Raw genomic sequence first — 15,032 nt, 5'->3', positions numbered from 1 at the left:
GGGCGCTAGGCCCGCTCGGCCGGGGCGGGCGCCGTCGCGCCGGCGCCGGCCAGCGCGCCGCAGAGCGGGCACGACGCGGCGGCGTGCGGCGCGTCGCCGCGGTGCAGGTCGAGGATCGCGCGCGAGATCTGCGCGAGATCGCGCCGCACCTCGCGGCGCATCCCCTTCACGCGCGGGATGGCCATCGAGTCGTACGCCGTCGTCTGGTGCCGCATCCACGCGATCACGGCCGACTCGGCGCGCCGCGCGACCGGGATCCGCTCCGTGCGGGCGACCGTGCCGCTGCCCACGGGCGTCGCGTGCTCCGTCACCCGGGTCGCGAGCGCCCGCGCGAGCGCCGCGTAGCGCGGCGAGAACCGGAGAAACGCCGCGACCTCGGCCTCGAACTCGCGCACGTACGCCTCCTGGTCGCGCTCCCGCCGCCGGGCGTCCGCCTCGCGCTTCTTCGCGTAGGCGGGCGTGCTGCGCTCGGCCTCGAGCGCGGCGCGGGCGGCCTCGATGTTGGCGGCCGGCGCCCAGAGGCCCCGGGAAAACGTCTTTCTCCCGCGCTTCTCGACCACCATCCAGGAGGGGCCCGCGAGCTTCACCCGGCGGGTGAGCCCGGCGTCGCCCGGCGGCAGGCACGCCCAGCCCTCGGGCGGCGAGAGCAGCGCGCCGTCGGGCGCGCGGAAGCGACGGGGATCCGGGGTGGGGGCCAGGGTCAGGCACTCGGGCATGGCGGCGCGGTAGGCCAGGTCATCTCGCGCGTCCAGCCGCCGTCGCCCCCGCCCTGCCCTCGCGCCGCCGAACAGGGCGGTGGTAGGCTCCGCGCCGCGCGAGGGGCCCGCGGGCTCGTGCCCGAGGGCGAGCGGCCCGCGCGCGCGTCGCCGTGCGGGGGCCTGCCCCTGCGCGCGGCGCGCTCCACCGGACAGGAGGCCAGCGTGTCGGACGACGATCGGATCAGGTGGGACGCCCGCTACCGCGAGGGCGGCGGCGATCCGGGCGAGCCCTCGGCGGTGCTCACGGCGCTCGATCCGCTCCTGCCCCGCCGCGGGCGCGCGCTCGATCTGGCCGGCGGCGCGGGGCGGCACGCCCTGTGGCTCGCGCGGCGCGGGTTCGACGTGACGCTGGCCGACATCTCCGAGGTCGGGCTCGGCGTCGCGCGGAGCGCCGCGGCGCGCGAGGGGCTCGCGCTGCGCACGGCCCTGCTCGACGTGGAGCGCGATCCGCTGCCCGGGGGGCCCTGGGACCTGATCCTGATCTTCTATTTCCTCGAGCGCAGGCTCGCGGCCTGCGCGGCGGAGCTCGCCCCGGGCGGCCACCTCGTCGTCGTGCATCCGACGCGGTCGAACCTGCTGCGGCACGCGCACCCGAGCGCGCGCTGGCTGCTCGAGGACGGCGAGCTCCCCGGCCTCCTCGGCGACGCGCTCGAGGTGGTCCGGTACGACGAAGGGTGGCTCGAGGAAGGGCGCCACGAGGCCCGCCTCGTCGCGCGGCGGCGGGGCGCCGCGCCGCCCCCTCCGTGACGACACGGACGTGACGGCGCGGGCGCGACCGCGCGCCGCGCCGGGCGCGGACTTGCCGCGACGCGCGGATCGCGCTTTGCTCGCGCGATGCGCTTCGCCCGTCTCTCGCCTCCGGATCAAGATCGCCCGGCCTTCTTCGCGCGCCTCGAGGGCGCGGCCGCGCTCGTGCTCGACGCGCCGCCCTGGCTGGGCGGCAAGACCACCGGCGAGGCCGTGGCGTGGACCGAGGTCGACCTCGCCTGCCCCGTGGCGCCCACGAAGATCGTGTGCGTGGGGCGCAATTACGCCGCGCACGCGCAGGAGCTGGGCAACGAGGTCCCGGTCGAGCCGCTGCTCTTCCTCAAGCCGCCCTCGGCGCTGATCGGCCCGGGCCAGTCGATCGTGCTCCCGCCGGAGAGCCAGCGGGTCGAGCACGAGGCGGAGCTCGGCGTGATCATCGGTCGCCGCTGCAAGGCCGTGCGGCCGGAGGAGGCGGCGGATCACGTGTTCGGTTACACCTGCCTGGGCGACATCACCGCGAGGGATCTGCAGCGGAAGGACGTGCAGTTCACGCGCGGCAAGGGGTTCGACACGTTCTGCCCGGTCGGGCCGTGGATCGAGACGGAGCTCGACCCCGCGGCGCTCCGCGTGCGCGCCGTCGTGAACGGCCAGGTGCGGCAGGACGGGATGACCGCGCAGATGCTCTGGAGCGTGCCCGCGCTTGTCGCGTACATCAGCCGGGTGATGACGCTGGAGCCCGGCGACGTCATCGCGACCGGGACGCCCCAGGGCGTGGGGCCGCTCGTGTCCGGCGACGAGCTCGTCATCGACATCGTCGGCGCCACGGCCGGCGCGCCCGGGGTCGGGCCGCTGCACGTGCCCGTCGCGGCTCCGCAGAACGGCGCCGGCGCCCGCTGAGCGATCGAGCCGACGGCGGCTCGCTCGCCGAGCCCCGACGGCGGTCGTGCGCGGCTCGGTGCCCGCGCCGGTGCTTTGCTTGATGCCTGATCGGCTCACCCGCCCGTCGCCCCTGCGGCGTTCCGTCATCGAGCGGGCGCCCGCTCCCCTGGCTTCGCGGCGCTGATCCGCGGCCGGACCGGCCGGCGCGCCCGCTGCCCGGCATGGCAGGCCCTGTGCACAGCCTCGCCGGCGAACGGCATCCATCCACCCGCCGTTGCGTCGCCGGAGCGCCCCGGGCCACGGGGCCGCGCGCGCCGCAACAGAGCCCCGAGGTCACCGATGACATCGATCGAGAACAACTGGCGATGGCACCCCATGGCGCTCCTGGCCCACGGCGTCGGCGCGGCCCCGAGCGCGGCCCCGAGCGCGGCCGCGCGCGGCCCCGCCGGGCCGAAAAACGCCTCAGAACGCATGCCCGTCCCGGAGCACGATGGTGACGTGCGAGAGCCCGGTCCCGCCGAGGAGCATCGCCTTCACGAGGAACTCGACCATCGTGTCCAGGCACTCGGCGGGTGAGAAGCCCGCCCGCCCGGACCCGAGCAGCGGCAACGCCATGCTCCGGAGCTTCATCGTGTCGGCGTGGTAGAAGCACCCTTCGAGGAGCCGCAAAATGAGATCGCGGGTCGGCCGGTAGGTCGCCACGTGATCCCAGTCGAGCGTGATCGCGTGGAAGACGAACCGCGCGCTCAGCCTGCCGGCGGAGCTGACCACCACCCCGCCGTGGCGCACGGGCACGTACTTGCGCGTCTCCAGGTGGCACACGCCGCCGCTCGCGTGGTTCAGGGCCATCGCCACGCCGGCGGACATCGTGAGCTGCCCGTCGTCCGAGCTCACGAGCGCGTCGGCCGACACGGACGCGATGTTCGCGCGCACGATCGACAGCGTCCTGTCCCCGTGGAACTGGAACGAGGTGACCGGCCCGATCGGGCCGCCCGCCAGGATGACGGGGCGGACGCGCTGGTACTGCTCCAGGTACGCGCTGAGCGTCAGATCGTGCGGATCCCCCCAGCGCGCGCTCTGCGCGCCCAGGAGCGCGGCCTCGATCTCCTCGAACGACTGGAAGCGGTCCTTCGGGTCCTTGGCCAGGCAGCGCTCCAGGACGGCCTGCACGTCCTCGTCGAGCTCGGGCCGGAGCGCCCGCGGCCGCGCCGGGATGTCCTGCCGGTGCGCGAGCAAGAGCGGCAGGAGCTCCTGCTCCTCGAACGGCCGCTGCCCCGTGGCCGCGTGGTAAAACGAGGCGCCGTAGCTGTAGATGTCCGCGCGCGTGTCGCTCTCCTGCGGGCTCCACGCTTGCTCGGGCGCCATGTAGAAGGGCGTCCCGAGCACGGTCCCCATCGCCGTGAGGGGCTGCTCGCGCAGGGCCGTGGGCCCGGTCGTGGCGGTCAGGCGCGCGAGGCCGAAGTCGGCGACCTTCAGCTCTCCGGACGGCGCGATCAGCATGTTCGACGGCTTCAGGTCGCGGTGCATCACCCCGAGCTCCGTCGCGGCGGCCATCCCTCGCGCCGCGTGGAGCATGTAGCGCCGCAGGTCGTCGAGCGGCAGCGGCCCGCCCTGGAGGCGCGCGGCCAGCGACGGGCCGCCCACGTACTCCATCACCATGAACGGCGACCGGCTCGAGAGGAAGCCGAAGTCGTAGCAGCTCACCACGTGCGGCGACTTGATGAGCGCCGAGATGCGCGCCTCGCGCAGCATCCGCTCGCCCGCGTTCGGCTCCGCGTGCCCCGTGAGCACCTTGATCGCCACGTCCCGCGCGAGGGCGAGGTGGCGCGCGCGGAAGACGGCGCCCATCGAGCCGACGCCGAGCAGCCCATCCACGCTGTACCGGCCGGCGAGCTCCCTGCCCAGCGTCAACGCGTCGATCATGGACGAACCATCGCTTGCACCAGCAGCGATGTTCGGAACCCCGCGCGCCGCGGTCAAGGGGCACGGCGCGCGGCGCACGTGCCGGGCGCGGCGCGGGGGCCGGGGCGCGATCGCCCTCGGACCGGACGGCGCGATGACGACGGCGCGCGATCCGACGCGATCAGAGGGCGTGGGCCGACAGCGCGCCGCCCTGCGCGCGCGGCCGCGGCGCCTCGCGAAGGCTCGCGATCTCGGCCTCGACCCGCGATCGGAGGCGCGGATCGTCGGCGAGCCGCCTGGCCCAGACCCGCCGCATGCGCGCCCACACGGTGCGCCGGATCGCGCTCTCGCCGAGCGCGGCGGAGACCCCGTTGCGCTCGGTCGCGACGACCAGCCGGGCGTAGTCGGTCGCGCTCAGGGCGCCGCGGACCGCTTCCCACGCGGTGACATACGCCCTGTCGAACCGGTCGCGGAGCGCTCGCTCACGGCGCCTGACCTCGTCCGCCATCGCCTCGCGCCAGCGGCGGTCGGCCTCTTGCCAGCGCGCCTCGGAGAGGCCGTGCGCCTCGAGCACGTCGGCGCGGGGGATCGGCCGCTCCTCAAGCTCCGCCGCGACGATCGCGCACCGCTCGAGGCTCACCTCGTCGTCCTCGCCGAGCGGCGGGAGCGGCTCGGAGGGCGGCGGGTCGCCCGGGCACCGGAGGACGTGAAAGAAGCGGGAGGCGGCCGGCGGCTCGGGCTCGCGGCCGAGGGCGCCCAGGGCCGGGAGGGCCGGGAGGACGGCCTCAAGGCGCGGGGGCGCGACCTCGAGCGGAGGCGCGACCTCGTCGTCCAGCGCGAGGGTCGCGAGGCCCGAGGACGGATCGGGCGCGGGCGAAGGGCGCTCGCTGGACCACGGGGCGCCGGGGATCGGCGGGTCGATCGCGAGGCGGGGCGACGGCGTCGGCTGGAGGAAGAACGGGGTCGCCGGCCGCTCGCTGGCGCGCGCCTCGTCCGCGTCCGACAGGGCGATCGTCCTGCTCGAGTCGGCGACGTCGCCCCGCGATGACGCGAGCCCCGGCGAGCCTGGCCGCGCCGGCGCTGGCGCGGCGGGCGAGGGCTCGAACGGCAGCGCCGGCGCGCGCACCGCCGTCGCGCTCAGCTCCTCGGAGAGCGCGATCGTCTGCTGCGGCCCCTGGAGCAGATCGATGATCTCGATCTCGTCGTCCGAGAGGTGGATCGTGCGCCCCGGATCCGCGCCCCACGGGAGGGCCGGCGCGGCGACGTCGGGCGGCGCCTCGATCAGCACGGTCCCTTCCGGACCGATCCGGGGCTCGACCGGACGCGCTGCCTCGACGCGCCCGGCGCGCCCGGGGCGCCGCTCGGGCCACGCGAGCTCCTCGCCGTCGATCGCGACGCCGGCGGCGATCCGCAGGGCCGCGAGGTCGTCCTCGCCGGGGACGGGCACGATCTGGCGCCACACGACCGTGCAGCGCTGCTCGGCGCCGTCGATGCGGAGCGTATCGGCGCAGAGCTCCAGGATCTCGCCCCCGGACGCCGCGGACGCGGCGAGCCCCTCGATCCGCGCCACCCCGCGCGCCCTCGGCAGGCGCATCTCCAGCCGCGGCGCGGCCGGGTGCAGGTTCTCGAGCACGATCCACTCGTCGCCGCGGAGGAAATCGATCTGCTGGTCCGGGGGCGCCGCCTGGAAGTACGACCAGTCGAAGCCTGCGGGGATCTCCGCGTTCGGGCCCTCGAGCGCCTCGCGCCGGATCTTGCCGAGCAGCCGCTTGCGCGCGGGCCAGGCGCGCGCGATCGGGCCGAGCCCTGCGGGCCGCGCCGGGTCCTGCGGATCGACGACGATCGCCGCGCCCTCGCTCGGGTCGACGCCGAACGGGTTGTCGCACCCGTTGGCGCCGCGGACCGCCTTCTCGTAGACGAGCGGCACCCGCTGGAACGGCTTTTTGTCGCGGACCAGGAGGCGCTTGTCGAGCGCGCAGCCGCTCGCGCCGAAGACCGCGAGCCGCACCGGCAAGGACAGGACCTGCGCGCCGAGCGGGGCGTGCGCGTCACCCGTGAAGAGGACGTCGGCGCGGCCCAGGTACGGCGCGAGGTCGCCGGTGAACCGCACGCTCCGCGCGGGGTTCTTGCCGTGATGGACCTCGGCGCGGAGGATCTCCTGCGGCTCCGTCCGCCACATGGCCGCGCCGGGCGTGAACGCGAAGCTCGCCTTGACGATGATCGTGATGTACCGCTGGCCCTGCGTGCGCCAGGCGACGGCGGCGGCCTCGGCGCCGGGGAGCGCCGTGACGATGTCGGGGGGGAGCGCGCTCACGCCCGCGCGCTCCGGCTGCTGCTACCGGCCATGGCTCGCCTCGTCGTCACCATTGCTTCCCGACAGGAGTACCTCGGGCGTGGTGAAGGTCGTGTTGCAGTTCGGTGATCCGCGTGTGGACACGACGCCCTCGCGCCGGCCTCACGGCGCGGGCGCGGCGCCGGCGCTCACCCGCCGCGCGGCGTCGCCCGGCATGCCCGGACGAAGCCGATCTCGCTCTCCCCCGCCTCGATCCGCTCGATCCACCAGGCGAGCCCCGGGTAGGTGGTCCGGATGAGCTGCGCCTTCTCCGCGAGCCGTGTCGCGTCGCCCCGCGCGGCGTGGAGCTCGGCGCGCAGCGCGTGGGCCTCCGGCGCATAGACGCCGTCGAGCGCGTCGAGCACGGCCGGATCCACGTCGCAGAGCGACTCCGGCCCGTACATCAGGGTCCGCAAGATGCGGTTGAAGCGGAGCGGATCGCCCGGCGCCGCGCGGCCCGTGACCGGCGCGCCGCCCTCCGGGGGGAGGATCGTCCAGCGGCCCCACGAGCCCGCGCGGGCGACCGCGGGCGCGAGGCGCAGGAGCTCGCGCTGCTCCTCGGCGCTCGGCGCCGCGAGCTCGATCGGCACCGGTGCGCTCTCCACCCGGTCCGGCGGCCCCGCGTAGACGACCGCAAGCGTGTAATTCCCGGGCGCGAGCCCCGCGGGCAGGTACGACGAGACATCGATGAGCATGCGCCTGCACGCGCCCGGGCACAGGCGAAACACCGGCGTGCCGTGCTCGGGGAGCGCGACCGGCGACGGCTCGGCCCTCACGACCTCCTCGCCGGTGCCGGCCCGCGCGAGGCGGACGCCGATCGCGCCGGCGTTGCCCGCCCAGCTCGGGCGCGGCAGGCGCCGGATGCAGGTCTCGGGTCGGTCGGCGCACAGCGTGATGGCCACGTGCAGGGGAAAGCCGAGCACGTAGCGGCGATCGTGGTCGAGCGAGCGCAGCGAAAGGCCCGGCGGATCGGCCGGATCCCGGTCGCTCCGCGCGTGTTCATCGGACATGACAGCCCCTCATCTCCATCGAAGTCCCTTGTTGCTCTCCAGGCGCACGCGTCGGGTCTCCTTCGCGTGGCGCCCGCACAGGTCGGCGCCGACCAGCCCGGCGGTCCCCGGGATGAGCTGCTGGTCGGCGTCGATCATCCAGTGGGAGCGGTAGTTCATGCAGCACGTCCTCGAGCGCGGCGTCCGGTAGTCGAAGTAGCCGCACTTGTGCGGCATCCCGAAGGCGTGCGTGAGCTCGTGGACGATCGTGTGGAGCGTGCCTTGCTCGTAGCCGGGCCGGGGCTGCTCGCGCGCGGCGTCCCACCACGCCCTGTGGTGGGTGAAGAGGATGGTCCTGCCGGCGAAGTACCTCGCCGTTCCGACGTCGATCGTGGGGCTCATGCCGGCGGCGTAGGCGGCGCCCGCCCCCCGCACGACGGCCTCGACGCGCGCCGGGATGCCGTAGCCCGGGGGCTCCCACGCGGCGCCCCTGCGGCGAGCGCGAGGGAAGAAGAAGAGGCGGTCCCTGTAGGCGTGCGCGATGGACCCGTCGCCCGCGGTGAACTGGCTCTGGATGTCGTGCGGCTCGAGCCAGAGCCGCGTCCGCGGCGGGTCGGACAGGACGGTCGCGATCGCCACCGAGAAGCCGATCTGCTCGCCGTTCCAGCGGAACGTGACATGGCCCGCCTCGGGGTGATCGCCCGGGATCTCCACGTACTCCCGTCGCCTCTCTCCCTCTCCGCCGTCCAGGATCGTGACCATCCCGGTGAACAGCGGCGCGCCCTGGACCTCGGGCACCGGGTGCGGCTCGAGCGCGGCGATCAGGCAGAACCAGCCCGGCTCCCCGGCGTGCGAGAAGGCCTCGCTCACGAAGCGCGGCGCATGCTCGCCGAGCGTGCTCGCGTCGGGCGCGAGGTGCTGCCGGTCCTGGATCACCCGCTCTTCGGAGAAATCGAGCTGCGTGAAGACCGGCTCGAAATGGCTCGGCACCTGGTCCAGCGGCAGCGGGGGCGCGCTCTCCATGCGGATGTACTCGACGTCGATCCGGCGCCACATCGTCATGATCCCGGTCTCGTCGGCGGGGGCCTCCGCGAGGCCCTCGGCCTCGAGCTCGGCGCGGACGATCAGGTTGTCGCCGGCGATATCGGTCATGTGGCGCCGGATCGTGCTCCTCATCCCCACGATGGCCGTGCTCGCGCTGGTCTCCGTGGCGTCGGACATCGGATAGCCGTCCACCTCTTCCCAGCTGGGGCTCTGGTCCGGCGTCCCCTCGTTGTCGTCTTCGGCCGGCGCCACGTAGGCCCCCGCGGCGTCATAATCGTTCTCGTCGAAGGTGGGGGCCCAGTCCGGGTGCACCTCCGGCCGCTCGTTGAACGGGTCGTCGGGATCGCGCGCGCTCCAGCGGATCCGCGCGCCCTCCGGGAGCTCGCCGTCGGGGCTCGTCACCTCGACGGTGAGCTCGATGAGCTGCGTATTCCTCGCCCACTGGCCGTCGAGATCTCGATTGATGTAGACGCGTCCCTGGTTGTCCAGGCTCGTGTATCCGGGGCTGTACGCAGCCGCTCGCGTCGTCCCCGGCGGCGCGGAGCTGTCCGGAGAGCCCGGGAGATACAGGCCTTTGACATCGACGATCCGGACGGCGGCCATCGTCCCGGAGCATTGCAAATGTCGCGCTCAGCCCGGCCGCCTCCGGACGTGTCATTCGCGGCGACGCGAATAGCAAGAAGAGTGGAGCGGCCCTGAGAAACGCGCCGCATCCGAGCTCCCTGGCGGCGGAGCCGCTCCCGAGGAGGGGCTCCGCCGCCGGAGCGCAGCGCCGAGCACCGCGAGCGATCCGCGAGCGATCCGCCGAACAGCGCTCGACGTGGCCTCTGGTCCCCCATTGCCGCTTTCTCCCGGCGCGCGTTCGTGCGTAGACTCCGCGCCCTCATGAGCTTCGAGCCAGTTGCAGGGTTTCGCTTCGGCGCCATCAGCGCGGGGATCCGGAAAGACGGACGTATCGACGTCGCGCTCGCGGTGGCCGATCAGCCGGCCGTGGTGGCCGGCATGTTCACCCGGAACCTCGTGCGCGCGGCGCCCGTGGACATCGCCACGCAGCGCGTCCGGTCGGGCCGCGCGCGCGCCGTCGTCGCCAACAGCGGGTGCGCCAACGCGTGCACGGGCGAGGCCGGCTGGAAGGCCGCCCTCGACACGACGCGCGCCGTCGCCGAGGCCATCGGCGCCTCGGAGGACGAGGTCCTCCCCGCGTCGACCGGCGTCATCGGCGCCGTCCTGCCGGCGCACCGGATCGTCGAGCGCGTCCCCGAGCTGACGGCGCGCCTGTCGCCGAAGGGCTACCTCGACTTCGCCCAGGCGATCTGCACGACCGACCGCTGGCCGAAGCTCTCTCAACGCAAGCTGGCCGGGGGCGCCACGCTGCTCGGCATCGGCAAGGGCGCCGGGATGATCCACCCCGACGTCGGCCCCCCCCACGCGACGATGCTCGTCTTCCTGTTCACCGACGCCGTGCTCGACCCGGGCGAGGCGAACGAGGCGCTCGCGGCCTCGTGCGACGTGACGTTCAACGCGTGCACCGTCGACGGGGACACCAGCACCAACGACACGGTGCTCCTCCTGTCCTCCGGCGCGTCCCAGCGCCGCGCGTCGCGCGACGAGCTCACGGCGGCCCTCACCGAGGTCTGCGGCGAGCTGGCGCGCTCGATGGTGGCCGACGGCGAGGGCAGCACGCACGTCGCCGAGATCCGCGTCCGCGGGCTCTCGACGCGCGACGCGGCGCGCGCCGTGGCGCGCACGGTGGCCACGTCGATGCTCGTGAAGACCGCGCTGTTCGGCAAGGACGCGAACTGGGGGCGGCTGCTCGCCGCCGCCGGCCGCGCCGGCGTGCCCTTCGATCCGACCGAGGCCCAGATCCTCGTCGGCGGCATCCCGATCGTGCAGAACGGCGCGCCGATCGGGGCGGAGGCCGAGCGCAAGGCGAACGAGGTGCTCGCGCGCGACACCTACGTCATCGAGCTCGTGCTCGGCAGCGGCCCGGGCGACTTCTCCTACCTGACGAGCGACCTCGGACACGGCTACGTCGACGTGAACGCCGGCTACCGCTCGTGAGCCGCGCGGGGCGACCGGCCGGGCCGCTCGCCGCGAGCGCGCCCGCAGCTGCGCCCTGACCGGAACCCCCTGCTGCGTCCGGCGGAGCCATGCCGCCCGGAGCGACGGCCGCCCCGCCTCGCGCTGCGCCCGCGGCCAGTGAACCTCGCGCGACGAGCGCTGGTGAACGCAGGTTCACAAAACGAGAGCCCGATCGGGCTTCCCCGCGATCCTCTCCGGCCGCCCCGCGGCACGCCTCTCCGGCCGCCCCGTGGCACGCTGCGTGTTAGCGCGCGGCATGGTAGTCGTGCGGGAGGGCCGCGCCGGTGCCGGCCGCCGCTGGAGGACTTCGATGCTTCTTCATTCCCCCCTTGCGAAGATCCTGGGTCGAGGCGCGCTGTTCCTGATGCTCGCGGCGACCGCGACGGGCTGTGGCGGCTGCGGTGACGCCGCGATCCACTGCGACCGCGACGGCGAGAACTGCCTCATCTGCGACGGCTACGGCTGTCGCCCGGCGGAGCCCGACGTCGGCGGTCAGGGCGGCGCCGGCCAGGGCGGCGTCGCCCAGGGCGGCGCCGGCCAGGGCGGCGAGGGCGGCGGAGAGGCCGCCTGCGACGCGGACCTCACCACATGTCCCTGCGACGGCGACGACGCGTGCGCGGACGGCACGCGGTGCGTCGACGGGCTCTGCATCGCGGCGTGCGAGTTCAGCTACGAGTGCGGCGCGGGCCGGCTGTGCGTCAACGGCGAGTGTGCCGACGGCTGCTCCGACAGCGCCCCCTGCGAGGCGCCCGGCACGCGCTGCGACCGCGGGGTCTGCGTCCCCGACACCGAGAACCCCGAGTGCAGCGACGCGGCGCCGTGCGAGGGCGGCGCGCTCTGCGTCGACGGCGCCTGCGCCGCGGGCTGCGCCACCCACGACGACTGCGCCCCCGGCGAGGTCTGCAATGCGGTGACCGGCGCCTGCATGGCCGACCCGTCGCCGCAGCCCGGCTGCGCCGCCACGTCCTGCGCGGCCCAGGGCCAGGAGTGCATGGAGGACGGCTACTGCCACTACCCGTGCGCGAGCGAGCAGGCCTGCAGGCTCATCGACAGCCGCTTCGTCCGCTGCGAGGACGGCTTCTGCAAGACGCGGGAGGAGGTCGCGCCGGAGTGCACGCTCGACGAGCCCTGCCCCGACGGCAAGGACTGCATCTCCGGCGAGTGCCTCTGATCCACCGCCGCTGACCGAGGCCCCCGCCGCCGCTCCGCCGCGGCGGAGCGGCGGACGACGAGCCTCCATCGACGCACCCTCACCTTCCGCGGCCCTGCCCCGCACACCTTGACCGTCCGTCACGCGGCGGGTAATCGCCTCGAATGGTCGCCCGCTCCCCCGTGCATCGTCCCGCGCCGCTCCTCGTCCGGATCGCCCGCGCCGCCGTCGTGTCGCTCGCCCTCGCCGCGCCGAGCGTCGCCGCCGCCGAGACCCGGATCGCCGTGGTCGACGTGCAGCACGCCGTCATGCAGACCGAGGACGGCATCCGCGCGCAGGCCACCCTGAAGAAGCTCTTCGACCGGCGCCAGCAGGAGCTCGACGCCAAGCAGACCGAGCTCCAGCGAGCGCGCGAGGACATCGAGAAGCAGTCGCGCGTGCTCTCGCGCGAGTCGCTGCAAAAGCGGATGGAGGACTGGCAGCGCCAGATGGTCGAGCTCCAGACCGTGTTCGTCGACTACAACAAGGAGCTGCAGAAGAAGCAGGGCGAGCTCACCGGGCCCATCATCAAGAAGATGATGATCATCGTCGGCCGGATCGCGAAGAAGTCGGGCTACGAGATCATCCTGGACAAGCAGGCGGCCCCCTACGTGCGCGCGGATCTCGACCTGACGGAGCAGGTCGTCCAGCTCTACAACACCGGCGGCGGCGAGGACGACGCGGGCGGCGACAAGGCGGAGAAGAAGGACGACGCCAAGTAGCGCCCTGCCCGCGCGCGCCACGCCGCCGAAAGGAGCCGGCCTTGCCCGACCGAACCCAAGAGCCCGTCTCGCTCGAGATCCATCAGATCCTGTCGATCCTGCCGCACCGCTATCCGCTCGTGATGGTCGATCGGGTGACGGAGGTCACCGCCAACAAGAGCATCCGCGGCTACAAGTGCGTCGCGTACAACGAGCCCTGGTTCCAGGGGCACTTCCCCCAGCGGCCGATCATGCCCGGGGTGCTGATCCTGGAGTCGCTCACGCAGCTCGGCGGCATCCTCGCCTACGCGTCGGACCCGTTCGACGCGACGTCGAACCTGATGTTCTTCCTCGGCATCGACAAGGCGAAGTTCCGCCACACGGTGACGCCCGGCGATCGGCTCGACCTCTACGTCGAGGTGCTGCACCACCGCTCGAACGTGTGGAAGCTGCGCGGCGAGGCGAGCGTCGACGGGACGCTCTGCGCCGAGGGGGAGATGCTCGCCTCCGTCGTCGATCGCGAGCCATGATGATCGGAGAGGGAGATCGCCCCATGAGCCGGAGCCCATCGTTCGCCCGCGTCGCCGCTGTCCTCTGCGCCTCCTTCGCCCTGTCGCTGCCGGCCGGCTGCGGCGGCGCCGCGCCCGCCGCCCCCCCGGCGCCCGAGGCGGGCGGCGGCCTCGTCGGCTCCGCGGCCCCCGAGCTCGCGGCCGAGGTCGTGAGCGGCGAAGGGCCCTCCACGCTCAGGGAGGCGGGCGGCAAGGTGGTGATCGTCGACTTCTGGGCGACCTACTGCCACCCCTGCCGGAAGTCCTTTCCCAAGTACCAGGAGCTCGTCGAGCGCTTCGGCGGCGGGCTCGCCGTGCTCGCCGTCGCCCTCGACGCCCCCGAGGACGTCTCGAAGGAGCAGCTCGTCGCGTTCGCGGACGAGGCAGGCGTCAAGTTCAAGATCCTCTGGGACAAGGACCAGCGCGCGGTGAAGAGCTATAACCCGCGGAGGATGCCGACCGCCTTCATCGTCGACCGGCGCGGCGTCGTGCGTCACATCCACGCCGGCTACGAGGACGGCGAAGAGGAGAAGATCGCCCGCGAGATCGAGGCGCTGCTCGGCGAAGCGGCCCCTCCGCCGCCGGCAGCAGCGCCGGCGGCCGCTCCGAACGCGGCGGCGCCGGCGGCCGCTCCGAACGCGACGCCTCCCCCGGCCGAGGCGCCCGCGCCCGGCGGCGGCGCCCGCCCCTCCCCGTGAGCCTCGCGCGAAGGCGGCGGCTATCCTCATGTCCCCTACCCTGATCCAGCGCGTCTCGGTCGAGGCGCTCGACATCCCGCTGCACGAGCCGTTCGGCATCGCCGGCGGCGCGCAGGAGCGCGCGGCGAACCTCCTCGTCACCGTGGAGCTGGCCGACGGGACGCTCGGCTTCGGCGAGGCCGCGCCGCTGCCCGCCTTCAACGGCGAGACGCAGGAGGCGTCGCGCGCCGCCGCCCTGTCGCTGCGCGCCGCCGTCGTGGGCGCGGACGCGCGCGCGTGGCGCGCCATCGCGGTCGCGCTCCGCGCCGCGGCGGGAGGCGGCGCCGGCGCGGCGCGCTGCGCGATCGAGACGGCGATCCTCGACGCGCTCACGAAGCGCGCGGACATGCCGCTCTGGGCCTTCTTCGGCGGCGCAGGGACGGCGCTCACGACCGACATCACCATCACCACGGGCTCGCCGGAGCGCGCGGAGGAGGCCGCGCGGCGGGCCTCGGCCATGGGCTTCCGCGCGCTCAAGGTGAAGGTCGGCGGCCGCCTCGCCGCGTCGGACCCGGCGCGCATCGAGGCGATCGTCGCGGCGGCGCCGGAGGCGTCGCTGATCCTCGACGGCAACGGCGGGCTCACGGCGGCCGAGGCGCTCGCGCTCGTCGCGCACGCGCGCCGGCTCGGCGCGACCGTCGCGCTCCTGGAGCAGCCGGTGCCGCGCGACGACTGGGACGGCATGAAGGAGGTCACGCGGCGCGCCGGGGTCGACGTGGCCGCCGACGAGAGCGCCGCCTCCGCGGCGGACGTCCTCCGCGTCGCGGCGGAGCGCGCGGCGACCGTGGTCAACATCAAGCTGATGAAGGGCGGCATCGCCGAGGCGCTCGACATCGCGGCGGTCGCCCGCGCGGCGGGGCTCGGCCTGATGATCGGCGGGATGGTCGAGTCGGTGCTCGCGATGACGGCGTCGGCCTGCTTCGCCGCCGGCCTCGGGGGGTTCTCGTTCGTCGATCTCGACACGCCCATGTTCCTCGCCGAGAACCCCTTCGACGGCGGCTTCGCCCAGCGAGGCCCGGCGCTCTCGCTCGAGGGGATCCGGGCGGGGCACGGCGCCGCGCCGAAGCGCCGCGATCCGGGAGCCGGCTAGCGCGCTCCAGTCCCCGCGGAGGAGGACCGCCGGC

At 74.5% G+C, this 15,032-nt stretch carries 13 protein-coding genes; 8 read left to right on the top strand and 5 right to left on the bottom strand.

The features are described 5' to 3' along the window. Positions 1–5: 5 nt before the first annotated feature. Entirely contained in the window at positions 6–716 is a 711-nt protein-coding gene (locus tag WME83_RS17450) for a DUF2293 domain-containing protein (protein WP_437320413.1), read from the bottom strand. Between the two features lie 204 nt (positions 717–920). Here WME83_RS17450 and WME83_RS17445 point away from each other — a divergent pair, with 204 nt between their 5' ends. Both WME83_RS17445 and WME83_RS17440 read left to right on the top strand, forming a co-directional pair. Beyond that, complete coding sequence (locus tag WME83_RS17445; protein ID WP_437320412.1) at positions 921–1,505, top strand: class I SAM-dependent methyltransferase; 585 nt, start codon at positions 921–923, stop codon at positions 1,503–1,505. 87 nt (positions 1,506–1,592) lie between these two features. Continuing rightward, positions 1,593–2,402 carry a fumarylacetoacetate hydrolase family protein gene (locus WME83_RS17440; protein ID WP_437320411.1) on the top strand — a complete coding sequence of 270 codons (810 nt, stop codon included), beginning with the start codon at positions 1,593–1,595 and terminating at the stop codon, positions 2,400–2,402. 444 nt (positions 2,403–2,846) lie between these two features. Here the strand turns inward: WME83_RS17440 and WME83_RS17435 are convergent, their stop codons facing one another. The 4 genes from WME83_RS17435 to WME83_RS17420 form a co-directional block, all read right to left on the bottom strand. Continuing rightward, on the bottom strand, positions 2,847–4,307 hold the full coding sequence (locus tag WME83_RS17435) for a serine/threonine-protein kinase (RefSeq protein WP_437320410.1): 1,461 nt from the start codon (positions 4,305–4,307) through the stop codon (positions 2,847–2,849). A 160-nt stretch (positions 4,308–4,467) separates the two neighbouring features. Next, positions 4,468–6,600 (bottom strand): DUF2169 domain-containing protein, encoded by a 2,133-nt coding sequence (locus WME83_RS17430; RefSeq protein WP_437320409.1) that lies wholly within the window; start codon positions 6,598–6,600, stop codon positions 4,468–4,470. A 167-nt stretch (positions 6,601–6,767) separates the two neighbouring features. Then, the gene (locus tag WME83_RS17425) at positions 6,768–7,628 is read right to left on the bottom strand and encodes a hypothetical protein (RefSeq protein WP_437320408.1); all 861 of its coding nucleotides are present in this window, start codon (positions 7,626–7,628) and stop codon (positions 6,768–6,770) included. A 9-nt stretch (positions 7,629–7,637) separates the two neighbouring features. Beyond that, positions 7,638–9,254: a hypothetical protein gene (locus tag WME83_RS17420; protein ID WP_437320407.1), complete on the bottom strand. Its 1,617-nt coding sequence runs from the start codon at positions 9,252–9,254 to the stop codon at positions 7,638–7,640. Positions 9,255–9,536: 282 nt separating this feature from the next. Here WME83_RS17420 and argJ point away from each other — a divergent pair, with 282 nt between their 5' ends. The 6 genes from argJ (at position 9,537) to WME83_RS17390 (ending at position 14,998) form a co-directional block, all read left to right on the top strand. Continuing rightward, positions 9,537–10,712, top strand: coding sequence for a bifunctional glutamate N-acetyltransferase/amino-acid acetyltransferase ArgJ (gene argJ, locus WME83_RS17415; RefSeq protein ID WP_437320406.1), 1,176 nt, complete (start codon positions 9,537–9,539; stop codon positions 10,710–10,712). A gap of 331 nt (positions 10,713–11,043) precedes the next feature. Further along, positions 11,044–11,904, top strand: a complete 861-nt coding sequence (locus tag WME83_RS17410; RefSeq protein WP_437320405.1) for a hypothetical protein — start codon at positions 11,044–11,046, stop codon at positions 11,902–11,904. A 161-nt stretch (positions 11,905–12,065) separates the two neighbouring features. Next, a complete protein-coding gene (locus WME83_RS17405; protein WP_437320404.1) occupies positions 12,066–12,644 on the top strand; it encodes an OmpH family outer membrane protein in 579 nt (192 codons plus the stop codon). Positions 12,645–12,685: 41 nt separating this feature from the next. Then, positions 12,686–13,153 carry a 3-hydroxyacyl-ACP dehydratase FabZ gene (gene fabZ / locus WME83_RS17400; RefSeq protein WP_020735442.1) on the top strand — a complete coding sequence of 156 codons (468 nt, stop codon included), beginning with the start codon at positions 12,686–12,688 and terminating at the stop codon, positions 13,151–13,153. Between the two features lie 23 nt (positions 13,154–13,176). Further along, entirely contained in the window at positions 13,177–13,869 is a 693-nt protein-coding gene (locus tag WME83_RS17395; RefSeq protein ID WP_437320403.1) for a TlpA family protein disulfide reductase, read from the top strand. 28 nt (positions 13,870–13,897) lie between these two features. Continuing rightward, positions 13,898–14,998 (top strand): enolase C-terminal domain-like protein, encoded by a 1,101-nt coding sequence (locus tag WME83_RS17390; protein WP_437320402.1) that lies wholly within the window; start codon positions 13,898–13,900, stop codon positions 14,996–14,998. Positions 14,999–15,032: the final 34 nt, after the last annotated feature.

This window comes from Sorangium sp. So ce385, from assembly GCF_051474135.1.
GTDB lineage: Bacteria > Myxococcota_A > Polyangia > Polyangiales > Polyangiaceae > Sorangium > Sorangium cellulosum_D.
The sequence above is the reverse complement of the archived record's forward strand: the minus strand, read 5'-3'. Positions and strand labels throughout refer to the sequence as shown.

What these genes read in the sequence shown, in the direction of transcription:
- WME83_RS17450 (WP_437320413.1), bottom strand. Translation starts at nt 716, where the DNA reads ATGCCCGAGTGCCTGACCCTGGCCCCCACCCCGGATCCCCGTCGCTTC.
- WME83_RS17440 (WP_437320411.1), top strand. Translation starts at nt 1,593, where the DNA reads ATGCGCTTCGCCCGTCTCTCGCCTCCGGATCAAGATCGCCCGGCCTTC.
- WME83_RS17435 (WP_437320410.1), bottom strand. Translation starts at nt 4,307, where the DNA reads ATGATCGACGCGTTGACGCTGGGCAGGGAGCTCGCCGGCCGGTACAGC.
- WME83_RS17425 (WP_437320408.1), bottom strand. Translation starts at nt 7,628, where the DNA reads ATGTCCGATGAACACGCGCGGAGCGACCGGGATCCGGCCGATCCGCCG.
- WME83_RS17420 (WP_437320407.1), bottom strand. Translation starts at nt 9,254, where the DNA reads ATGGCCGCCGTCCGGATCGTCGATGTCAAAGGCCTGTATCTCCCGGGC.
- argJ (WP_437320406.1), top strand. Translation starts at nt 9,537, where the DNA reads ATGAGCTTCGAGCCAGTTGCAGGGTTTCGCTTCGGCGCCATCAGCGCG.
- WME83_RS17410 (WP_437320405.1), top strand. Translation starts at nt 11,044, where the DNA reads ATGCTTCTTCATTCCCCCCTTGCGAAGATCCTGGGTCGAGGCGCGCTG.
- WME83_RS17395 (WP_437320403.1), top strand. Translation starts at nt 13,177, where the DNA reads ATGAGCCGGAGCCCATCGTTCGCCCGCGTCGCCGCTGTCCTCTGCGCC.
- WME83_RS17390 (WP_437320402.1), top strand. Translation starts at nt 13,898, where the DNA reads ATGTCCCCTACCCTGATCCAGCGCGTCTCGGTCGAGGCGCTCGACATC.